Origin of the sequence: Acidithrix ferrooxidans (assembly GCF_000949295.1) — a bacterium.
Lineage (GTDB): Bacteria > Actinomycetota > Acidimicrobiia > Acidimicrobiales > Acidimicrobiaceae > Acidithrix > Acidithrix ferrooxidans.
This window is the reverse complement of sequence record NZ_JXYS01000111.1, coordinates 1-21,978: the sequence shown is the minus strand read 5'-3', so window position 1 is coordinate 21,978 and position 21,978 is coordinate 1. Positions and strand designations below refer to the sequence as shown.

The 21,978-nt window shown below is 47.7% G+C and carries 20 protein-coding genes, 2 tRNA genes and 1 other RNA gene; 11 read left to right on the top strand and 12 right to left on the bottom strand.

Translation table 11 applies throughout. The features are described 5' to 3' along the window. Positions 1-157: 157 nt before the first annotated feature. Positions 158-1,621, bottom strand: coding sequence for a HEAT repeat domain-containing protein (locus AXFE_RS15810; protein ID WP_052606911.1), 1,464 nt, complete (start codon positions 1,619-1,621; stop codon positions 158-160). A gap of 391 nt (positions 1,622-2,012) precedes the next feature. Here AXFE_RS15810 and AXFE_RS15805 point away from each other — a divergent pair, with 391 nt between their 5' ends. Continuing rightward, positions 2,013-2,993: an MBL fold metallo-hydrolase gene (locus tag AXFE_RS15805; RefSeq protein WP_052606910.1), complete on the top strand. Its 981-nt coding sequence runs from the start codon at positions 2,013-2,015 to the stop codon at positions 2,991-2,993. Between the two features lie 436 nt (positions 2,994-3,429). Here the strand turns inward: AXFE_RS15805 and recR are convergent, their stop codons facing one another. The 3 genes from recR to AXFE_RS15790 all read right to left on the bottom strand — a co-directional run bounded on the left by recR (position 3,430) and on the right by AXFE_RS15790 (position 7,296). Next, on the bottom strand, positions 3,430-4,029 hold the full coding sequence (gene recR, locus AXFE_RS15800; protein ID WP_052606909.1) for a recombination mediator RecR: 600 nt from the start codon (positions 4,027-4,029) through the stop codon (positions 3,430-3,432). A gap of 75 nt (positions 4,030-4,104) precedes the next feature. Then, positions 4,105-6,006, bottom strand: coding sequence for a DNA polymerase III subunit gamma/tau (gene dnaX, locus AXFE_RS15795; protein ID WP_052606908.1), 1,902 nt, complete (start codon positions 6,004-6,006; stop codon positions 4,105-4,107). Positions 6,007-6,108: 102 nt separating this feature from the next. Continuing rightward, a complete protein-coding gene (locus AXFE_RS15790; protein ID WP_052606907.1) occupies positions 6,109-7,296 on the bottom strand; it encodes an acetyl-CoA C-acyltransferase in 1,188 nt (395 codons plus the stop codon). A 420-nt stretch (positions 7,297-7,716) separates the two neighbouring features. Between AXFE_RS15790 and ccrA the strand changes: the two genes are divergently transcribed. After that, a complete protein-coding gene (ccrA, locus tag AXFE_RS15785; protein ID WP_052606906.1) occupies positions 7,717-9,054 on the top strand; it encodes a crotonyl-CoA carboxylase/reductase in 1,338 nt (445 codons plus the stop codon). A 64-nt stretch (positions 9,055-9,118) separates the two neighbouring features. Further along, positions 9,119-9,517 (top strand): methylmalonyl-CoA epimerase, encoded by a 399-nt coding sequence (gene mce / locus AXFE_RS15780; RefSeq protein WP_052606905.1) that lies wholly within the window; start codon positions 9,119-9,121, stop codon positions 9,515-9,517. A gap of 456 nt (positions 9,518-9,973) precedes the next feature. Here mce and AXFE_RS15775 read toward each other — a convergent pair. The 3 genes from AXFE_RS15775 to AXFE_RS15765 all read right to left on the bottom strand — a co-directional run bounded on the left by AXFE_RS15775 (position 9,974) and on the right by AXFE_RS15765 (position 11,183). Next, a tRNA-Ser gene (locus AXFE_RS15775) sits at positions 9,974-10,061 on the bottom strand. Positions 10,062-10,080: 19 nt separating this feature from the next. Next, on the bottom strand, positions 10,081-10,548 hold the full coding sequence (locus tag AXFE_RS15770) for a nucleoside deaminase (RefSeq protein ID WP_249685790.1): 468 nt from the start codon (positions 10,546-10,548) through the stop codon (positions 10,081-10,083). Between the two features lie 547 nt (positions 10,549-11,095). Further along, positions 11,096-11,183: transfer RNA gene (locus tag AXFE_RS15765), tRNA-Ser, on the bottom strand. Between the two features lie 49 nt (positions 11,184-11,232). On the opposite strand from AXFE_RS15765, the gene ffs reads away from it, so the two are divergent. After that, an RNA gene (ffs, locus tag AXFE_RS18710) (signal recognition particle sRNA small type) lies at positions 11,233-11,331 on the top strand. A 16-nt stretch (positions 11,332-11,347) separates the two neighbouring features. Here the strand turns inward: ffs and AXFE_RS20150 are convergent. Next, on the bottom strand, positions 11,348-11,503 hold the full coding sequence (locus tag AXFE_RS20150) for a hypothetical protein (protein WP_160291900.1): 156 nt from the start codon (positions 11,501-11,503) through the stop codon (positions 11,348-11,350). Between the two features lie 293 nt (positions 11,504-11,796). Here AXFE_RS20150 and AXFE_RS15760 point away from each other — a divergent pair, with 293 nt between their 5' ends. The 6 genes from AXFE_RS15760 to AXFE_RS15735 all read left to right on the top strand — a co-directional run bounded on the left by AXFE_RS15760 (position 11,797) and on the right by AXFE_RS15735 (position 18,422). Beyond that, positions 11,797-12,849, top strand: a complete 1,053-nt coding sequence (locus tag AXFE_RS15760; protein ID WP_152626156.1) for an ABC transporter substrate-binding protein — start codon at positions 11,797-11,799, stop codon at positions 12,847-12,849. Positions 12,850-12,946: 97 nt separating this feature from the next. Further along, positions 12,947-14,731: an ABC transporter permease gene (locus AXFE_RS15755; protein WP_052606902.1), complete on the top strand. Its 1,785-nt coding sequence runs from the start codon at positions 12,947-12,949 to the stop codon at positions 14,729-14,731. Beyond that, positions 14,718-15,902, top strand: a complete 1,185-nt coding sequence (locus AXFE_RS15750) for an ABC transporter ATP-binding protein (RefSeq protein ID WP_052606901.1) — start codon at positions 14,718-14,720, stop codon at positions 15,900-15,902. Before AXFE_RS15755 ends, AXFE_RS15750 begins: the two co-directional genes overlap by 14 nt. After that, positions 15,899-16,651, top strand: coding sequence for a COG4280 domain-containing protein (locus AXFE_RS15745; protein WP_052606900.1), 753 nt, complete (start codon positions 15,899-15,901; stop codon positions 16,649-16,651). The genes AXFE_RS15750 and AXFE_RS15745 overlap by 4 nt, the downstream gene beginning before the upstream one ends. Positions 16,652-16,655: 4 nt before the next feature. After that, positions 16,656-16,874, top strand: coding sequence for a hypothetical protein (locus AXFE_RS15740; RefSeq protein ID WP_052606899.1), 219 nt, complete (start codon positions 16,656-16,658; stop codon positions 16,872-16,874). A 174-nt stretch (positions 16,875-17,048) separates the two neighbouring features. Beyond that, on the top strand, positions 17,049-18,422 hold the full coding sequence (locus tag AXFE_RS15735) for an AAA family ATPase (RefSeq protein ID WP_052606898.1): 1,374 nt from the start codon (positions 17,049-17,051) through the stop codon (positions 18,420-18,422). 72 nt (positions 18,423-18,494) lie between these two features. Here the strand turns inward: AXFE_RS15735 and AXFE_RS15730 are convergent, their stop codons facing one another. After that, the gene (locus AXFE_RS15730; protein WP_052606897.1) at positions 18,495-19,349 is read right to left on the bottom strand and encodes an LLM class F420-dependent oxidoreductase; all 855 of its coding nucleotides are present in this window, start codon (positions 19,347-19,349) and stop codon (positions 18,495-18,497) included. A 351-nt stretch (positions 19,350-19,700) separates the two neighbouring features. Between AXFE_RS15730 and AXFE_RS15725 the strand changes: the two genes are divergently transcribed. Beyond that, positions 19,701-20,168, top strand: coding sequence for a RidA family protein (locus tag AXFE_RS15725; protein ID WP_200891316.1), 468 nt, complete (start codon positions 19,701-19,703; stop codon positions 20,166-20,168). 32 nt (positions 20,169-20,200) lie between these two features. Here AXFE_RS15725 and AXFE_RS15720 read toward each other — a convergent pair whose 3' ends face one another. The 3 genes from AXFE_RS15720 to AXFE_RS21835 form a co-directional block, all read right to left on the bottom strand. Continuing rightward, a complete protein-coding gene (locus AXFE_RS15720) occupies positions 20,201-21,079 on the bottom strand; it encodes a DMT family transporter (protein ID WP_152626155.1) in 879 nt (292 codons plus the stop codon). A gap of 189 nt (positions 21,080-21,268) precedes the next feature. Further along, the gene (locus AXFE_RS15715; RefSeq protein ID WP_152626154.1) at positions 21,269-21,454 is read right to left on the bottom strand and encodes a hypothetical protein; all 186 of its coding nucleotides are present in this window, start codon (positions 21,452-21,454) and stop codon (positions 21,269-21,271) included. Further along, complete coding sequence (locus tag AXFE_RS21835) at positions 21,455-21,733, bottom strand: zinc ribbon domain-containing protein (protein ID WP_455423342.1); 279 nt, start codon at positions 21,731-21,733, stop codon at positions 21,455-21,457. Between the last annotated feature and the right edge of the window lie 245 nt (positions 21,734-21,978).

Genomic DNA, 21,978 nt, shown 5'->3' with positions numbered 1-21,978 from the left:
GGCTTCGACTTGACAGAGGGTTCGACAGTGGTACCTTGATTTAGGTACTTTGACAGAGGGCAACCTCTCTTTGATGCCTCTAGTTGATTTGCTTTGGGGTCAGCAGCTGAAGGCAGATTTGAAGATCGAGTGACAGTGGCTATCTCTGTAGCGTTGCTTAGAAGTTTTTGATTAGCTTCCAACTTTTAGGGGAGTAATTTGGGTTGGCGGTTGCGGCTTGGCGGACTTGTTCGATCTGGTCGTTTGCCAATCTTGCCAGGATCAAGGGGTGGGTTTCTTTTAGTGATGCTATGACTATGCGGACTCTGGGATCAACATCGTTGGAAAGGCGTATTCGCATCTCCTCGGTTAGTTGCAAGCTTCGAGCTGATAAAGATCTAGCGACTGGATCTGGATCTAGGGTTAGTTTTTCAAGTAGGTCTAACGAAACATCGTAGTTTATGGTTGCACAAGCCCGAACATAAGGGTCGGGATCTTCTCGAAGTTTTTCTATAGCTTCGTAGGAAATGCAAAAGGAGCCAACTAGAGCGGATCGAACTTCGGCGCTGGGATCGTCGGTTAGCTCGAGATATCTGTCGTATGGAATTAAATCTGTTTTGGTGACGCTTGCACGAATCTTTGGGTCGGGGTCGTATGAGAGGATTAGGGCCGTCTCTTCATCCATGTTGGCATTTGAAGAGACGGCCAGACGGACCTCGAGAAGAGAATCTTGCGATAGGTAAGAGAGGATTGCAGGATCGCAGCAGGGATTTTGGGCAATTGCACACCTGATTTGTGGATCTTGGTTACGGCTCAGAAGATAGGCAATGTCGACTTCTAAATTGGAGCTATGGGCTAGATGAATTCGTAGTTGAGGCATCTCTGAATAGATTTTTAGGTGGTCATTTTCATTTAACCAATGACCTTGTGCTGCGGCGCCTTGAACTGTGATCTCTGGATCTAGAAGTAGTTCATCGATATATGGTTTGGTGCAAAAAAAGCTTCGAGCTACTGCTTGTCGTACTAGTGGACTGGGATCCTTTGCCAGGCGAACAATTACGGCTTTTGGTGTTTCGATCTTTTCAACTACTAATTTACGTATCTCTGCTTCGTCGTCAAATGAGAGTTTGGTTAGAAGTTCGGGATTTTGGCTCAGCTCTATGAGATCGCTTTTAGAGATCAAGTTCAGTTTCATGAGTTCATCTGAAAAATGTGGATTTCTAGAGGTGGCTGCCACGTAGCACCAATTGACACTTTTTTGGTTCCCTGTCTGGGTGAGCCATAGCTCTTTGGGTAGCTGTTCGTTTTGGGCGAGAGCCTCAATCGTCTCAAATTCGAAACTAAGCAAAATGCGGATTACGCTCTCCCAGGAGAGATTTGGATTTCGAGAGGCTGCGATTCGAATCGACTTTTCTTTGTCAATGGCAAATTTATCCAAAAGGGCGTTGTCGATCGCGGGATTCTCAATAGCACTAATGCGTACCGATAGATCCTGGTCATGCGCGAGAAAAGATAAGATCGATTGCGGTATAAACATCGAGGACGCAGCGCTTTGTCGTTCGGTAGGGTCGCTAGATCTTGATGCAGCCAGCAGTTCTTTTATGTAGTCATCTTCTGAAAAGTTATTTTCACGATGATTCATCAAAATTTTCGCCCTCTTGGCTGGTAGGAAAGTAGTCTTATCGCTGTTGTCCTTATAATTTACATCTAAAAAATGTTCATCGTTTAAAGATACGATCTGATCTATTGATCTTTATGGTTTGGCACTTCGAGCAATCTTGCTTATGGCAATATTGGCCATTATTTGGGCTATCTCTCTGATTGAGATAGTGCTGGAATAGGTTTTTGTCCCGAGATTGGCAAGCCAAGGTGGCTCCATGATGTTATCGACTCTTAGACGAACGCAGATTTAGTGGAGCCGATCTGCTTTCGTCGGGGGGTTCGATGTGGTTAAGGTTCGGAAATAAGGCTTCTTTTTTTTCGAGGTGTGCAACAAAAGATCAGAGTTCGCTTGTAGGAGAGCAAATCGATAATTGACGCCAATCAAAGTTCGGGTTAGTGTAGTTGACGTGGCAATTGAAATTGGTAGTGGAGTCTTCGAGGTCGATACGAAACTCGGTGGTCGGGATAATATAACTGCAGGTTACCTCATTAGAGGTGATGCTCCGTTATTGATCGAAGTGGGATCACAGAGTTCGGTTGATACCGTTTTAGATGAGCTATCTAATATAGGGTTGGGCGCTGGAGACTTGGCCGGAATCGCACTGACTCATATTCACTTAGATCACGCCGGGGGCGTTGGCGACATCGCTAAGGCCTTTCCAAATGCCACCATCTATGTTCACGAACGAGGTGCGAGGCATCTAGCTGATCCAAGCCGATTGATCAGCTCTGCGGAGACGGTCTACGGTGAGAAATTGGATACCCTATATGGGCGACTACTTCCAACTGACGCCTCAAGGATACGTGTCGTGGGAGATGGTGACGAAATTCGAATTTCCACTAACCACACCGTCGAGGTCATCAATTCGCCAGGACACGCAAAGCATCATTTGGGTTATTTCGACAATGTATCTGGTCTAGTTTTTACTGGAGATGCCGCTGGTGTGCTCTTGCCCGAGATTAGGTTGCTTCGGCCCGCCACACCTCCCGCTGACTTTGATTTAGCGAGCGCACTTTCATCCTTGAGGAGATTTAAAGAGTATTCTCCAATCGCTCTAGCCTTTGCTCACTATGGAGTCTATGGATCTCCCGAAGAACTTTTGGACGAGGCGATTGAGTCGCTTATCTCTTGGGCAACAGTTGCAGAACGTGCCTATCTAGATGGAGATGACATCGAATCTGCTCTATATGCGCAGTTCAACTTAGAAGCCGGTGAGATTGCTCAAGAAGCGATTGAGCGCTTTGACACGTTGAATGGCATTCATTCAAACGCACAAGGTTTGAAGATTTGGCTTGAGCGGGGTGGAGCCAGTCAAAGTGCCATTGGGGAACACCATGGTCATGCCCATTAGGCCATTGCGACTTTCTCCTCGAAGACAATTGCGCAATTCATAAATCGACTCTTTCGGGTGGTATTTTTTGACTCAGAATGGAGTTACTATGCCTTGTTCGGAATTAAGTGTGTAGCTTAAAATCTAAAACGGGTAAAAATTCACTTATGCAATTGTCTCCTAGATGATGAACTAGGGTTAGCCTAGTTTTTGATATCGCTCCTAAGTCCATAATTACGGTATTGACTATCTCGTTTTGTGGACCACCATTTGCAGATTCGCTGGGCCAAGCTACCAAGGTCTCTAAGTCACACTGGTGAGCCTTAGTCAATCTGATAGAAGATTTTGATTGTTGTAGTGCAATCTAATTGGAGCGTAGTGGCGACCTTGATAAGGGGTCGCTCTATGTGATAGTTCTTTTAAGTTAGCATTTAGTCACTTGCGTGCCAGTAGCAATTTAAGCCATGTCCCTTCTGCCCTCTAGTGCTCTACCTAGGGTCAGTTCGTCTGCATATTCGAGATCGCCGCCAACTGGCAATCCGCTGGCAATCCGTGAGACTTTGATTCCGGTCGGTGAGATCATTCTGGCAAGGTACATCGAGGTAGCTTCTCCTTCAATGTTGGGATTGGTGCAGATTATGACTTCGTCGATAGCGGCGTCGCTAAGTCTTGCCATCAGTTCTCGGATCCGAAGTTGTTCTGGTCCCACGCCTTCAATTGGATTAAGGGCCCCTTGGAGCACGTGATAGAGTCCCTTGAATTCGCGCGTTCGCTCAATTGCAATAAGATCCTTGGGTTCTTCAACCACGCAGATTGTCGTTGAGTCTCGTTCTGGATCGATGCAGATAGCGCATAGGTCTTCTTCGGAGAGGTTGAAGCATCGTTGGCACCACTTGATGGTTCTTTTTGCCTCTAGTATCGACTTAGCTAGGCGATCTGACTCACCTTGCTCGCTCCGCAATAGGTAGAAGGAGATTCTTTGCGCCGATTTAGGGCCGATTCCTGGAAGTTTTGAAAATTCATCGATGAGCGCTTGCATCGACTTGGTGTAGCTCATTTGTCTTACTTTCTATCTCGTGCCAAAAGGTAGCCTCTAGGGCAATTGACGACAATTTAATCTGTTGGGGAGAGGCTATTCGGAGATTTCTGTTGCGTTGGGGAAAACCTCAAGAACCCGCTTTCGAAGGCCCAAGTCGTTTGCTACTTCGCCACGTTTGAACTCGTCGATCAAAGCCGCGGAGTCGATATTTTGATCAATTTTGGGTACGTTAGGGTTAGTTTGAACCTGTTCTTGAATCTTGATATCTATGCGAAATTCGGTCAATAAAAATTGGTCTTTGATGAGCTGGGACAGTCCACGAAGGTTCGAAGCGCAGCTTTTGGCGATAATTTCATTTGGGACACCGATGATGGCGCCAACCGGTGATACCGAGATAATTCTACCCTGTGTTAGGTTTGCGCCCTCTAGCGGTCCAACTCCGAGATCGCTAACGATCTTGGGCCATGCTCGCTGAAGTTGATCGCGATCGATCGTTCCTGGAAGATGGTCTTCGTCTGTTTTTGGATAGGTTCGATCGGTTGAACCACTTCGAAGTGGTTCTTTGAGCCCTTGCTCTGGGGTTGCAGTTTTTCTGGGTGGCTCCAGAGCGTTTTGCGTAGGTCCTTTTTGTGGGCTGGCATCATTGATATTAGGGGAATTTGAGGGTCTACCTGGTGATCCAAGGCGGGAGCCAATTCCTTGGGAGCGCGGAGTTTTGATCTCTTTCGATTCGAGGCCGGCCCGTAGACTGCTGATATCGGTTTGTGGTTTGGTCGGTCTAGAGTTTGGTCGGTCCACATTGACTGTGGATCTCGGGGTCGAATAGTCGGGCTGATCGTAGTCTTGAGGTGGATCGTTCTTGGGTGCAGCGTGAGATGTGGTCGTTGGATTTTGAGGGATGGATTGGACGACCCCTCCATTTCGCTTAATTACTTTGGTAATAACATCTTCAAGGATCGATTCAATCTCACTCGGTAGACCAAGTTGATCTTGGCTAAGTCTGATCAAGGCGGCTTCGACTGTTGCGCGAGCATCGGGTGAGTCCCTTAATTGGCCAGAAATTGTGCCAAGTACCTCGACCACCTTCACCAGTCGCTTTGTCGGAAGGCGACGATCGGCCTTTTGGGGGTTGAAGGAATCTAGGAATTTTTCCCTCGCCAGAGAGACGATCTCGGAGAGGATTCGAGACGGTTCGATCCCCTTTGCGCTCGAGGCTGCTACCGCGATCAGTACATCTTCGGGGGATTGATTGGCTATAGCCTCCATGATCTCTGTGATCCCTCTTACTGAGTCGTCTATTCCTCCAAGGGCAACCACCTGATCTAGGAATGACAGGGTGTCTCTGGCAGAGCCTCGACCTTGCTTTACTACCCAGTCCATCGCTTTTTCGTCGATATTGAGATCTGCACTTTGGCGGACTTTGTCGACAAGGTCTTCTAGGACCGATCCGTCTAAAAGTCTAAATTCATATGCTTGTGTTCGAGAGAGGATGGTCGGGAGGACCTTTTGCGGATCGGTAGTCGCTAATACAAAGATGACGCGTGGTGGTGGCTCCTCTAGTGTCTTTAGAAGCGCATTAGAGGCCGCATTGGTGAGCATGTGCACCTCATCTAAGATGTACACCTTCCATTCACCAGCTATTCCAACCGGAGCTTGTGCGATAAGGGATCTAATAGCATCGACGCCGGAGTTTGACGCTGCGTCGAGTTCGATTACGTCCATGGAACGACCTAGCGTTACTGAAATGCACGAGGGGCACTCACAACAGGGTTCGCCCGCCAATTGATTTGGACAGTTGAGTGCTTTGGCTAGGATTCTTGCGGTAGAGGTCTTGCCGGTACCTCGTGGTCCAGAAAATAAGTAGGCATGGCCGACCCGTTGGTTGGCGACTGCATTGCGAAGCGCCTTCGTTACGTGATCTTGACCTAGGACTTCTTCGAAACGTTGGGGCCTAAAACGCCGATAGAGTGCCGCATATTCTGAAGTGTTAGTCACGGTACCAAGTCTAGCTTTGGCATCAACTTGGTACCGGAGTATTGAAGATGGTTGTGGCTTAGCAAGCGTCTTTTATTGCTTGGCGTTGACTAAAGTTGCGCCTTAGCGAATTGCCCTTACGATTAGGGCGTCACCCTGGCCGCCACCACCACAAAGGGCAGCAGCGCCATATTGCTGGCCTCTACGGCCTAACTCTCCTAAGAGAGTCAGCGCAAGGCGAGCTCCAGAGGCGCCAATTGGATGACCAAGGGCAATTGCTCCACCGTTTACGTTGACTATTTCATCAGATACGCCCAAATCATCCATTGAAGCTGCAGCTACTGCAGCGAATGCTTCGTTTATCTCAAAGAGCGATAGATCGCTAATTGAAAGCGAAGCTTTTGCGGCAGCATTGGCGATTGCTCGCGAAGGCTGTGTTAGCAACGATGCATCAGGTCCAGCAACTTGTCCGTAGGAGACGACCTGTCCAATTGGCGTCAACCCTCGACGATTAAGTTCTGCTTCGGACATGACGATCAATGCTGCCGCACCATCTGAAATTTGCGATGCATTTCCGGCGGTTATTGTTCCGTCACTGCTAAAAGCGGGGCGCAAGTTGCTTAATGTTGAGAGTGTGGTTTCACCTCTAACGCCTTCATCTGTGGTGATGACCAGTGGATCTCCCTTTCGAGATGGGATCGATACTGGCGCAATCTCTGTGGCGAAGATTCCGTCTTTTATTGCCCTGGCAGCTCGTTCGTGAGAGATTTGAGCAATTTGGTCTTGGCGGAGACGGGTAACTGCTGGGAAGCCAGCAAGATATCGTTCGGTTCCTAACCCCATTGCGCACTTGTCGAAGGCACAAAAGAGGCCATCGTACATCATCGAATCGATTACTTGTGCATCGCCGATTCTAAGGCCCGATCGCGCTCCGGGCAAGAGATAGGGAGCTTGTGTCATCGACTCCATTCCACCCGCAACAACGATATCGGCTTCGCCTGATTGAATTAGAAGATCAGCTAGGTATATGGCGTTTAGGCCAGATAGACATACCTTGTTGATAGTTGTGGATGGTACATCCATTGGTATCCCGGCATTTACTGCGGCTTGACGAGCCGTCATTTGGCCCTGTCCTGCTTGAAGAACTTGGCCCATAAATACATATTGGACTTCGTTTGCTGCGACGCCTGCACGTCGAAGCGCCTCTGCTATGGCGATACCTCCAAGGTCCATCGCTTTTAGATTTGCGAGTCCTCCTTGAAATTTGCCAATTGGAGTCCTTGCTCCAGCTACTAGGTACGAACCAGCCAACTCAACCTCCGTTGATTTACATTGATGTCTACGAGTCGATTATTTATTCGGCCCGATTTCATCTATAGAAATAGGTGATATTACTTGTGACGATATAGTACTCATAATGACAAGGATGTAGCAACTCTATACAGTAAAATTTGTTTACCTTGTCCGAAATTGGTCTATGGTGAGTAATGACCGTGAAGGTTTTCTACTTAGTGCTTTCGAAGAGTTAGTAGGCAACGAAGTCGGTTATTTCGTTGAACGTTTGGTTTGGTTTTTCCATAGATCATGGATCTAACCATTGATATTGGCATTTGCCTGATCGATGGTAAGGATCTACTTTGATCTTTAGTGGATATGAAAAGTTTTAGGGCGCGACCTTTTGTTTTGCGTATATCGCGAGATGGGTCCACAGTTGAAATTGGATGAATTGACTTGAAGAATTTCCAAGAGGCTATATTGGCAGGCGCTACGGGCGCGCAGCTAGAAGCCATACCGATACCAGATCACTATAGAGGCGCATATCTCAGAAAGGAAGATGTTGGTATCTTTGAAGGCATTGCCTCTTCAGCAAAGGACCCCAGAAAGTCGCTACATTTAGGCGACGTTCCAACTCCTGAACTAGCACCAGATGAGGTGATGGTTGCAGTAATGGCTTCGTCCATCAATTTTAATACGGTTTGGTCGTCCATCTTCGAGCCGGTATCCACCTTTGGATTTTTAGAGAAGCTTGGCAGGTCAGGATCTCTTTGGGACCAGCGGCATAATCAGCCCTACCATGTCATTGGATCTGATGGATCAGGTGTGATTATAAGAGTTGGTGCCTCAGTTCGAAATTGGAAGGTGGGCGACAAGGTTACCATTCATTGCAACTACGTCGACGACCAGGATCCATCGGCGCACGATGACTCTATGATGGCGACGAATCAAAGAATATGGGGCTTTGAGACCAACTTTGGAGGACTGGCCGATTTAACGGTCGTAAAGGCTAATCAATTGATGCCAAAGCCCGCTCATCTTTCTTGGGAAGAGGCGGCTGTGAATGCCCTATGCAATTCCACATCCTATCGAATGCTTGTCTCTAAGAATGGCGCCGCCATGAAACAAGGCGATGTCGTCTTGATTTGGGGTGCAACTGGTGGAATTGGCGGATATGCGGTTCAGTATGTCCTAAATGGCGGTGGCATTCCCGTTGGTGTCGTCTCCTCCAAGGAAAAGGCAGACCTTCTTCGCGATATGGGTTGCGAGGCGGTTATTGACCGAAGCGAGATGGGGTATAAGTTTTGGAAGGATGAGACGACTCAAGACGAATCGGAATGGCGAAGGTTCGGAAAAGATATTCGTTCCCTAGTTGGTGAGGACCCCGATATCGTCTTTGAGCACCCTGGTCGGTCGACAATGGGTGCATCGGTCTATGTAGCGAAAAAGGGTGGCTTGATCATGACTTGTGCCGCCACGAGTGGGTACATGATTGAATATGACAATCGTCACCTCTGGATGAAGCTAAAGACCATCAAGTCCAGTCATTTCGCGAACTATCGTGAGGCGTTTGAGGCCAATAGATTGATCTCGAAAGGAATGATCCAACCGGTTATCTCAAAGACTTATCCGCTAGAGGAGGTCGGTGCAGCCTGTTATTCAGTCCATCGTAACGAGCATGAAGGAAAGATTGGCGTTCTGACGCTCTCTCCAAGTGAGAACTTGGGTATAGATAATCTCGAGATGCGAGAGCGTATCGGTGAGAATAAAATCGGAAGGTTTCGACGTTACTAAAGAAGGTCGCTTTACGGGGTGAATAGATTTTTTGGTGCAGCTAATTATTTGAAAGTGAGTCAGGATGCTCAATCAGATCGACCATGTAGCGATCGCAGTTAGAAATTTGGAAGATGCCATCGACTACTATCTTCGAGTTTTCGACGCTAAGGTCGTACATCGCGAGATCGTAGAAAGCGATATGATCGAGGAGGCGTTGATTAAAGTAGCCGACTCCTACATTCAACTCCTATCGCCGATTGGCGAGGAGTCTCCGGTCGCAAAGTTTCTCGAAAAAAGGGGTGAGGGGCTCCATCACATTGGCTTTCGAGTTGATTCGTGCGCGGAGGCCCTTGGTCGCGTGACCTCTGAAGGATTCATGACTATTGATGCAACGCCCCGCCCAGGATCGCGAGGTACGACCGTAGCCTTTGTCCATCCCAAAGAGGCATTTGGAACTTTGATTGAACTCGTCCAAGAATAGATTGAGAGCTCGACCCTGCTTGAGTTGGCTTTTGGATCCAGCCGAAAGGCAAGATCTTTGATGAAACTCTGGCGGCTAAATGGCCGATTTTAGGTTATTTGGCAATTATCTTCAACTAAAGGCTTTTTTACTTCGTGCGAAAAGAGCCTTTAGTTATTTAAGCCTTCCTGAACCACCTGAAGTATTCCTTGAAATCGCTAAAGAGGGTATTCGACGTAGTTGAAATCGTAAAAGGCAAAACTGCGACGATTGGTTAGAGACGATTGGTTAGATGTGGGCGATGCTCGATGCACAAGAGATGCTAGATAGACAAGATAAGAGGATCTGGCGATGAACCGCAATTTGTGATTCGTGTGGAAAATCAAATTTCAAGTCGATTTTTGATGCTGTTGATCGTGATGCTGTTGATCTTTGCTGACAAGCTATTTGACTAAATGCAAGTTAGGGCAAAACAGATGGCGGAGGGGGTGGGATTTGAACCCACGGTGCCTTGCGACACAGCGGTTTTCGAGACCGCCCGATTCGGCCACTCTCGCACCCCTCCGTAGACCTAAATATCTTAGTCAGCTTCGACGCGCGCTAAAGAACTCTTTTAGCAATTCAATGGATTCTTTTTCAAAGTTTCCGCCCCATACAAAGCATTCGTGGTTGAGTCGTGGATCGGAACCCACCCCATAGAGGCTTCCCATGGCACCAGCTTTTGGGTCGAATGGGCCGAAGTAGACTCCTCGGATTCTCGAATTTATAATTGCACCGGCGCACATAAGACATGGCTCGAGAGTTACGTAGAGATCGCATTCGTTCAAATGCCAACTATTTAGAGCGGCTGAGGCTCTTGTTATCGCGAGTATCTCTGCATGTGCAGTTGGATCATTTCTAGCTTCACGCTCATTGTGAGCGCTGGCGATTACCGATCCATCCAAGACAATCACCGCCCCTATCGGAACGTCATTCGTGGGGATCTGGGCCTGGGCTAGGGCAAGTTCCATAAATGAAGGGTTATATTCCTGACGCCACTGCAAAGGGTTCACGCCCTTTAAGCATAGGTGGCGAGTGAGTGGTGAATCGCCTTTTGACTGTGGCGCCTATGGTGGGTCGGAGTTGGGTGGGTCGGCGCTGCGTGGTTTGTGGGTTCTTACCTTGTCATGATGTTTGGTTTATTTGGCGCCAAGAACTGAGTCTTTGATCTGTTTTTATCCATGGTCTTAGTGAGATAGTCGAGATGGAGCCTCATTGACCTTTATGAGCTATTTCGAGGAGGAGATCTTGTTTACGATGACGGTGATGGGCGATAGCTATTTGGGTGTAGATTTTGTTTTGAAGCCCGATTATTGGCATCTTGAAAACATATTCTGACCCCCGGAGGGAATTTTTAGTCAATTTTTTTAGGAATTTTGCTCCAAAAATATTTATCCAAGGTCCCCATTGGCCGAATTTGAGGTGGTTGAGGCTATTTTTTGGTGCTACCTGTGAGCTGAAATTTTGTTATTTGGCTTTCCATGATCAATTAATATTTTTTGAATCAAGGAGGGCGTTTTGCCGGTGGACATCTCTATTACACCAGCTCAGGAAGGTTACTGGCGGAGGAGGTGGGATTTGAACCCACGGAGAGTTTCCCCTCACACGATTTCCAGTCGTGCCGATTCGGCCGCTCTCGCACTCCTCCGTTGCAATCCAGACTAGTCTTAAATATGTAGATGGGTGCCATCGGAGTAGATCGGGCCCTGCGCGGCTTGTGATCGTGAACCGAGTCAGGGCCGGAAGGCAGCAGCTCTCAGCGGAACCATAAGGGTGCCGCAGTAAGTCTGATCTCTCCGATGGCACCCATTGCTAGCGTTTGGGGCTTGGATCCACCGTTTCCGATATGATGCCCATTTCTGCTCCGCCACGACCGCCACGACCGCTCCTTGGAACGGAACCACGCTTCGGAACCACAGCTTCGTCGGCATAGGCCAATGTCTGCTTTGCTGCTTCGAATTTCTTCATCTTTGCTATTTCGGCTTGGCTTTAAAATTTTTGGTGGGTTGCATTTTTTCAATTCTTTGCTCCTGACGAAGAGATCTCCGCCCAATCAGGGTTAAAAGGCGAAGAATTTTGCCTACTTAAAAAGTGCATTAAGGGCAAAAAGTGGCTAAAATCTCGGGAATTCACAGAAAACCCCCATTATTTCTGTAATTTTTTACCAAATGTCATATTAAGTTTTCCTCTGGTTAACCAAAGGCGGCCATCGTATGTAAGTGATATTTAATTTGAAATCCAACAAAAACAAAAAGTCCAAGTTGACAGCAAAGATCTTGGCAACCGCGGCGCTTCCAGTAATTATTGCAGCCTGCGGGAGTAGTTCGAGTGCTACCACTACCTCCGCCGCAGGATCGACAGCTACTACTGCGGCAAAGGTACCTTTGGTTGTCTATTCCGCACAGGGTTACGACTCTGCTATGACCACCGCTTTTCAAAAGGCAACCGGAATTACAACGACATTGGTCGACGATTCAACGGGTCCGCTTCTGACTAGAGTTCAAGCCGAAGCCTCAAATCCTAAGTGGGGCGTATTGTGGGTCGATGGTGATGAAGCCTTTGCAGCCTTGGATCAGCAGGGATATCTCCTAAAGAACTGGGAGCCCAAAGTAAATTGGACTTCTGCAGCAAAATTGGTTATTCCAAAGGATGGTAGCTACATTCCAACAGGGCTAACAATGGCCGGAACCTTGGTATATTCCACCAAGACCGTCCAATCTCCTCCAACTTCATGGAATGCACTTTTATCGCCGCAGTGGAAGGGTGCTGTTGGAATGAACGACCCGGCAGTCTCTGGACCCACATTTCCATTTGTTGCCGGTATGATGAACTACCTTGGTGGTGTCACCCAAGGCGAATCCTATTATACGAAACTGAAGAATAATGGTCTTCAGGTCTTTCAGACAAATGGCGATACTCTGCATGCCCTTGGCACTGGTCAGATCAAACTTGCTTTGATTCAAAGTTCAGCGGGTATTGGTGCAGGTATTAAAGATCCAACTATCAAGACCGCCTTTTTGGCGCCTTCGACACTGCTACCTGGTGTGATTGGCATTGACGGCAAGGCATCGGCTGCTGAAATCGCCGAAGCAAAGCAGTTTGTCAAGTTCGTTCTCTCTCCTGCTGGGCAGAAGGTTCAACTTTCTGGTGATCCATCTGGAGACTCTCTCTATTGGCCAGTCCTCCAAGGTGTGAATCCAGAGTCTGCTGTACCACCGTTGAGTGGAATCAAATATCAAGTTGTGAACCCTTACAAGTGGGGACCCCAAGAGAATACGATCAATGGTTGGTTTACGTCTAATATCGTAAACTGATACTTTTCTTTCAAATTTATCTTTAGGTTCCGATCGATGGTCTATTTCCGTCGATCGGAACTTTGTTTTTTTTTACAATTTTCGTGAGGTTAGCCCAGTGGTTGCGGTTGAAACCGAATTAAACGCCGATGAGACGTTACCTTCGCCGAGGCGAATAAAAAAAGCCGGGGGGAAGGGATCGATTCCTGGCTTTGTTGTAGCGATACTTATCGCTGGAGTGCTTTTAGTTCCTGTACTTATCTTTCTGGTCCAGGCCTTCTTCCCGGGCCTTTTTAGTAGTTCCCAGCCCCTATTTAGCCTCTCTGGTTTTAAATATGCGATCACCGGTGGATCGCTGCGAGGAATTATCGACTCCCTCTTTGTATCGATTCTGGCAGGATTTATTGCTACCGCATTAGGGCTAGCAGTTTCCTGGATCCTTCGAAGAACTGACATCAAGGGCAAGAGGATCTGGTCGGGAGCGATCTGGTTTCTCCTGCTGGTGCCAACCTATCTCACTACTGAGGGATGGCAACGACTGCTAGAGCCGAGTGGTGTTCTTTCCAAGGCTAATATCAATGCCGCACCTATCTACCATATATTCTTCGGACCGGTTGGTGTTATTTTTGTCCTTGGAATGTCTGGAATTCCATTTGCATATCTAGCTATTTCAGCTACATTGGCGAATTTGGGCGGAGAGCTAGAAGATGCTGCACGAGTCCACTCTGGATCGCGTATCGACTCGTTTAAGATTGTTATCCCAGTTATCATGCCGGCTCTCATGTCGGCATTTGCTATTGTTTTTGCCGAATCGATGAGCGATTTTGGTGTTGCCTATACCCTTGCTGCAAATGCACATTTCCCGATTGCAACTTATACCTTGTTCTCAGCTATCGACAGTGTGCCTTTGAACTTCCAACAGGCCGCTGCCATTGGTTGGCTTTTGGTAGCTTCTGCCATGGTTCCCATCGTCCTACAGCGTAGGGTGACTAAATCCAAGAGCTATGCAGTGGTGGGGGGCCGGCGACGTGCTGCCAAGATTATGAACATAACTGGCAGGACAAGGGTTATCATGTATGCCTTCATGATCGTACTAATGGTCTTAGCGGTCATGGTTCCACTTCTCGGGATGGTAAGTGCCTCATTTATAAAAGGACTGGGTACTAATTTCGGTGCAACGTCGCTGACGCTCTCTAACTATAGACGTGTCTTTTCATTGACATTGGGTGGCTCGCCACTGCGCTTCTCTGGCTATCTCTCTGTCTTGACCGCTACGGCAACGATTATCTTTGGAGCTTATTTAGCGCGTATATTGGCTAAACGTGATACCGGGTTTTTTGGGCAGGCCCTAGATCTCCTTTTGATTGGATCGGTGGCATTGCCCGGAATTGTTTTGGGTGCTGGATATATCTTTAGCTATAACCAGCCATTTCTCTCCAATATCGGAATTAATTTGTATGGAACTTCTAAACTTTTGTTCTTGGGATATTTAGCCTCTTCCTTGCCAGCGACATCAAGAATATTGATAGGTCCGTTGGCTCAAATTCAATCAAATATGGCATATGCTGCTCGAGTCCATGGTTCGAAGGCGATTCCCGCATGGTTTCAAACCGTATTTCCAATTCTTTCGAAGGCGTTGTTGTCAGCGTGGTCCCTTACCTTTGCTAAGACTTTGCTTGAGTTGCCGCTCTCGCAACTTCTATATCCGCCGGGTTCGATTCCGCTTTCGGTTGCAATTAATAAGTTGACAGCTGGATACGACTATGGCGGAGGTACCGCCATGTCTGTACTTGCTCTAGGGGTCGCTTTGTTGGTTATAGGTGTGGTAAATGGCGCCTATCGTATCTTCGCTCCTGAGGGATGGAAGAAAATGGGAGGAATGTTCAACAATGAAGGAAATTGATATAAGTCAAGATAGGCAGTCGGCTTCGGTTGCTTTGGAGCTTTCCTCCATTTCTAAGAGTTACGATGGACGGCGAGATGCCGTAAAGAGTGTCTCTCTTGAAGTAAATCACGGTGAGTTTTTGGTACTCCTAGGTCCGTCGGGATCGGGAAAGTCAACCATCCTTAGATCTATCGCAGGTATTGAGCGGATTGCGTCTGGTCGGATAGATATCTTTGGTAAGACTGTAGCCTCCACAACAATGCATACGCCACCTGAGGCCCGAGGTATCTCGATGGTTTTTCAGGACTATGCCCTTTGGCCCCATATGAGCGTCTTGGATAACGTTGCCTTCGCACTCAAGCGAAACAAGGTGGATTCTAAGACCAGAGCAATTAAGGCCCAAGAGACGCTTTCGCGAGTTGGCTTGGGTGATAAGGGTGCTCGTTTTCCTTCTGAACTGAGCGGTGGCGAGCAACAGCGTGTTGCTTTGGCAAGAGCTCTAGTCGGCCATAGTGGGTTGATCTTATTCGATGAGCCTTTATCTAACCTTGATGCCGATCTTCGAGAACGCCTTCGAATCGAGATCGCCACTCTTACTCGAGAGTCTGGCGCGACTGCGGTATATATAACCCACGATCAGTCCGAAGCATTTGCCTTGGCTGATAAAGTTGGCGTACTCTCTCGGGGCGAGTTGGTTCAGATTGGTGCGCCAGAGGACATCTATTTGAGCCCTGCAAATCAATTTATAGCACGCTTTACCGGCCTCTCTGGCGAGCTCAAAGGGGTAGTTCGAGATAAACTTGGGAATGGTTTAGTAGAGGTGAATATACCTGGAGTTACCGATAACTTGGTTGCTAAAGCAATGTGTACCTTGCGCGCAGGACAAAATGTCGTAGTCGCGATTCGCCCAGGTGCTATCGCAATTGATCCTATCGGAGCTATACCTACCTGCAATGCTTGGATTTTAGATGTGGCTTATCGCGGTAGGGGCTATGAGCATGCGGTATCGATAGGCGATGTCGTGCTTCAATCGGTATTTTCTACGAAGCGTTTTCCACGCGGAAGCCAAATATCGCTTGGGATAGATCCGATTGGAGCATTAGCTTTTGAAGATGATGAAAAGTCGACCTCTAATTCGGTAGAGGTCGAATCGAGATTTAGTGCAGATCTAGATGGAGTTGCGAGTTGAGCACTTATGTATTGGTTGCTGCTGTATTTTTGGCCTCTTGTGTCGAGATGGTCGAAGCGCTGACGATTGTTTTAGCTGCTGGAACTTCTAGGAGTTGGAGGTCAGCACTCGAAGGGAGTGCGGCTGGAATTGCAGTGCTGACCCTTTTGGTGGTTGGCATTGGCCCTTCTTTGGTCAAATATGTACCAATTGGATCGCTCAGATTTATAATTGGAGCGTTACTATTGATCTTTGGTCTTCAATGGCTACGAAAGGCGATTCTTAGGTCTGCGGGTCTCAAGGCTATGCACAATGAAGATCAAATCTTTGAAGACGAAGTAAAGCGGCTGAGGTCAATTCCAAAGTCAACCTCTGGTAGGGATTCCACTGCCTTTGCTGTAGCTTTCAAGGGTGTTTTTCTAGAGGGCCTCGAGGTGGTCATAGTAGTTCTAACGCTAGGGCTCACCAATCATAAGTTGCTGCTCGCTTCGGTCTCTGCCTTGGCCGCAGTTATTCTCGTTGGAATCGTAGGAGCAATCGTCTCAAAGCAACTCTCAAAGGTCCCAGAGAATGCAATGAAGATGGGCGTTGGTCTGATGCTCGTAAGTTTTGGAAGTTTTTGGTCGGGCGAAGGAATGGGTGTCCATTGGCCAGCCTCAGATGCCTCCATCTTGCTCTTATTGCTAGCCTATAGCGTTGCTACAGCCCTCATGATCCGTGTACTGTCCTGGCAATACAAAGGGCGACTAACGTCGCGTGGAGCGGTGTAATAAGATGAAATATTTGCGAGCATTTGCTATGTTTTGGTGGGATTTCCTAATTGGAGATACCCCGGAGATCTTTATCGGAATAGTTGTAGTGTTGGGAATAGTCGCACTATTGGGTAAGGGTTCGTCTGTTCAGCCTTTCGCCCTTGCCGTGTTGGTTATTGCGACTGTCTTTGTCTCTGTTTGGGTAGAGTTTTCACGTAAGGTTAAAGCTTCCAAGAAGTAGCGTTAATCAAGAGCTAGATTTAGCGGACTGATTAAAGTAGGTCTTTTTGCTTTTTATGGTCTATTTGACGCTTATTTTGCGACAATAGTGGTATTTTCGCATAAAGATATATTTTTTAGCATTATTATCCCTGCAATAACATCTTAAAGAGAGATTTGCGTCATAGGGGTAATATTGTTAGTCAGCTTTGAGATTGAGAATTGGGGGCCGTTTTCGAATGTAGAGACGGTCTCTTTTATTGCTGGTCGTGAGCGCCAGCACAGGCAAACTCTTAGCTCTGTCCCTCGCTATAAGATGTCAATCCTCCCCATCGTATCGTTCTTTGGCGAGGCTGGAACAGGCAAGACCGCGCTGATTGAGGCGCTTTCATTTTTGCGTGCTGTTGGCGTTGGCGATTCATTATCCCAAAGCACCACCTTTGATTTTTTTAGGATGACATATGGTAGATATGCCAATGATCCAAGCCGGACAATCTCTATCGCAGCAATGGTTCTAGTCGGCGATGACTTGCTGGAATACAGGATACATCTCTCTCATAGAGGTCTAGAGAGAGAATTGATTACTCAGGTTGGGGTGACAAGTGACAAGGTGCTAGTTGAGGCAACTCCATCATCTTTGAGTACCGATGGATCCAAATCCCAGAGAAGATCGTTGTCACCATACTTGGGAAGCTATAGCTTTGTTGCCGACGGCCCAATCCTCGCCTACTTGGGCAAGCGTGCTACCGAGGTTGCTAGCGATCTGGCATCGAAGAAAGGGCGCAAAAGAGAGGTCGATGAAAAAGAGGCGATGAACTTTGACTATCTAATGGTGCGCCGTCTATATGACTGGTTTTCAGAGTCGGTAGAGATCTTTGGATTAGGTGATTCTAACTCCGGCTCGATCTCGATTAGAGATTTTTCTACACAGATGTTGTCGGACCTTTCTCGAGCGCTTAATCGCTATGAGATGGATATCGATTTGATATCCATCGACGAGACGGTCTTTGATAAGGAACTCCTAGTTCCATATAGCTCAGTCCTGAAAGATGGATCTGATCAGGTCGAGCTGTTGGCCGGACTCCTTGGCCATTCATCTGGCTGGCTAGTTTCAAGGGGTGAGACCTGGGTCCTCCGGCGCCTTATTGCTAGGTCCGCTCGAGATGGACGATCTAGAGCTCTCTCTTTATATTCTCCAGGTGAGCAGCGCGCAGTAGCACTTGTAGCGTCGGTTTTTTTTAGTCATAAAGATAATATTTCTCGCTTGATTGCTTATGACGATGCTGATTTAAGGATTTTTCCATCTTTGATGAGGAAAATTCTCCTTGATTTTATCGAGGCTGCCCCTCGTGATCCGTCGATCCAACTGATGGTTACACTCGGGAGCCCGCTCTTGTTGGACCAAGATATCTTTCGTCGCGACGAGATGGTGATAGTTGAGGCTAGCGGAGGTCAGCATAATCTAGCTTCAATTAGCGACTTTAGTGGTATTCGCTACGATCGAGATATTATGCGTCTCTACCTAGATGGTCTCCTCTCAAGCGCGCCAACCGAGGAAAGTGGTGGATGAGCGGGGAACTTTCACTGCTTTTATTGTGGAAGTTATAATAAAAGCAGTGGCTCGCTCAAGCAGCGCTCGTGCCTAGCCCATTTCTTCATTTAGGGTTGCTATGAGCGCGGTTATCCTATCTAAATACGACATGATTGTGTCGTAGTCTGCACTCGGTAGCCAAAATAGAACTCTAGATACCGAGTGCTTTTGGTATTCGATTATCTTTTTGGCTGAGATTGGAGCACCATAGAGATAGATTGGCGGGATATCACGTCCGACTTGTTGGGCGTATTCTTTGAAGGCTTGAACACGAAGGCCGAATTCCTCAGTTGTGTTTCGAGCAATAGGCATCCAGATGTCGCCGTAGTCCAAGGTTCGAGCAAATGCTGATTCGCCATCGCCACCTACGAGTATTGGTGGATGAGGGCTAGTAAGAGGCTTTGGCCAACTCCAGATGTTGTCAAAGTTTACAAAGTCACCATGGTATGTGGCGTTGTCGTTCGTCCAGATCTCCTTCATGGCTTCAATGCGCTCTTTTAGAAGTTTGAACCTTGAAGTTGGTTCCGTGCCATGATTTGACATCTCTTCACGATTCCAGCCAGCCCCGACTCCAAATTCGAATCTGCCCCCAGAGAGATAGTCGAGTGAGGCCACCTCTTTGGCTAGGACGATTGGATCTCTCTCCACGACTAATGAGATGCCGGTGCCAATCTTTAGAGTTTTAGTCTTAGCCGCAACGATCGAGAGTGCTACAAAGGGGTCGAAGGTGTGGGCATATTCTTTGGGTAGTTCGCCGCCACCGGGATATGGCGTCGTTCTTGATGCGGGAATGTGAGTATGTTCGGGAAACATAAGGCTAATTAGCCCCCTGTCTTCCATCTCTATCGCGAGGAGTTCAATTGGAATGGAGTATTGAGTCGGAAATATCAGGGCGCCATATTGCATAGTCTGATCTTAAACGCCATTAGTCCACCGTCGGATCGAAGTTTTCTATTTTTGCGTAGTTGACGAGAGTCATAGCTGGGTGAGCCTTGCATGGTTTTCTTCTGGTTTTGTGCTCGGATCCACTTTCGGTCCACTTGGGTTTTTATCTCCTCCTTGAAAAAATAGGCGGGTTGTGATGGTTGATATCGTCTCGGCCGTTGATTTCAATTGCCTACTTTTACTGTTTTGTCCCTATTGGAGCTTGCCAATAGGCGTAGATGATCACAATTTCAATTCGAAATCCCATCGAAGGGAACTGGCTAATGCAGAAGTTCTTTGAGTTCTTGGTGGAATCGGCCTATTATTTGTTTTGTGAATAAAATCAACTTTGAATCCCGCATATTGGACCTTGGCTATATTATTCCGGAGGCACCCGCTCCTCAAGGAAGTTATCTCCCTTGCAGGGTAGTTGGGAATCTTGCCTTCATGTCTGGAGTGCTACCAATGGAGGCTGGTGTGATATCTCACAGTGGCATTGTGGGTGTCGATGTTACTCTAGATGAGGCGAGAGCTGCAGCTCGAATTTGTATCTTTAATTTGCTCTCTAACCTAAAGGCAGAGATTGGGGATTTGAATCGGATCGAGGCGATAGTCCGATTGGGAGGTTTTGTAGCATCTGCTGCCGACTTTGGAGACCATCCAGTTGTCATTAATGCAGCTAGTGACCTTTTGGTTGAGATCTTTGGCGACGTTGGGCGCCATAGCCGGGCCGCTGTAGGGGTGGCTAGTCTCCCTCGAAATGCATGTGTTGAGATCGACGCAATTATTTCGTTCATCTAGCTCTATTTAAATCGTAAAGACTGATTTTTGGGCTATTGGCCGACGGATCGGATTGCTCCGAAGTAGAGGCCCACTCCTAAAAGGGCGATTCCGATCACATCGGCCAAGGGGTTGCCGCCGTTTTGACCAAGTATCAGGGCGCTAACCAATGCACCGACTGGAATCAACCCCGGAAAGAGGCCGACTAGTTCTACACGTATTCGTGCTAGGCCGATATACCAGGCTACGAAGGCGCCGACGGTAACAAAGAGGCCTTGGAAAACCAGCGCGATAATCTCTTGATGGGTAAAGGTGTTTGGTGGCTTTGATGGCTCGAAGATAAAGTGAATAATTATCAGACTTATTGATGCTATAGAAGTTGTCCAGAAAGAAAGTGTATATGGACCGACTTTTTTGACAAGTGGAACGCTGAAGATCGAAAAGCTTGCATCTCCGAAAAGGGCGAAAATCGCCCATAAAATACCAGCAAGGCCCGCCTTCGAAGCCCCTTCTATGATTGTGGTTCCGGCTAAGACTATGCCAGCACTAATGATTGGCCTGATAGTAGGTCGTCGATTTTCGATGAATGGACCAATGATTGCGATCAGGACTGGTGCAGCGCCGATAATTATTGCTACCGAGGGCGCTGTAGCACTTTTGAGTGCCTCAAGCGACGCAACTGAAAATCCCACGAGACCAAAGGCAGATACCACGAAAAGGTAAAACTTGTCCTTGGCGGAAAATTTTAGGTTTTTGGATCTTTCTGGTCTAGCTAAAAAGTAGAGAATGATTGCGCCAACGCCATAGCGTATAGCTTGACTTTGAAAGACAGGTATGGTTATCAAATATGTAGAGGCGGTTATCCCGGCTCCTACGGTGAGCGTCGCGAAGGCGGCCATGATGTAGCCGCTGTAGTTTTTAGGTTGGGTCACAGCTTTTAATAAAGCATAAGGATCCTGTGGACAACGATGGTCTCCTAGGGAGATTTAATCGCTCTAAGTTACCCATTTCGCCAAGAACCCTAGTGTGCTGATAGTCACATTGGGACTTGGACCTGCTTTTGTAGGGCGATTTCGCCTGTGCGCGTTATAGCTAGTACCCGCTCCGAAATACATATACATTCATATGCACCTCTTTTGTTTTCGCTCTCCAGACGCCTTTGCGTGTTCTGCCCCATCCACGGGGACAGAACTAGGGCGAGTCGGTGGTTGCACACCTCCCACGTCCAACTCGCGTTGTCGTGGTATCCTTGGAGTCCTGCCGTGAGCGCTAGCCTTGGCATCTTCGAGGATGTTCCGGCTTTCCATTTAGCGTAGGAACCTCGCGTCAAGAATCTTTCTCACTTCCGTGTAGGGAGTGAACCGGTCGATCTGGTGATCTTGGATCCTTGATTTGATGTTCATGGAGGCTACGTGATCTGCATCGCCCTGCCAATTGCAATCCCAATAGGGGTTACGACAGTGAAACACATCCCCGCTTCGGTTGTCGAAAGAGACATACCCACACGTTGGATTAGGAGATGTTTGGCTGGTGTAGGCCGCGTTGACCGTTTTAATGCCGGAACCTCCGACATGCGCATGTACCATAATGCGTTCTTGGTTCTCGTCCCTTGCCCACGATGAGCAGAGTCGAGATATCTTCTTAGACTTAGCCTTACCCCCTAGGTGAGACAGATCTTCGGTGATGATTTCTTTTGGCCGTTGTGATGGATGTTGGGGAGCTCNTCCATTAGCTCTGGTGCGATTGCCCTCTCCGTAGACCACTTCTTTGATTGCAGCGCCCGAAATTGTCTGTAGTTGTGCCTTTGCACGCCTGAGTCGAGCTTTTTGTT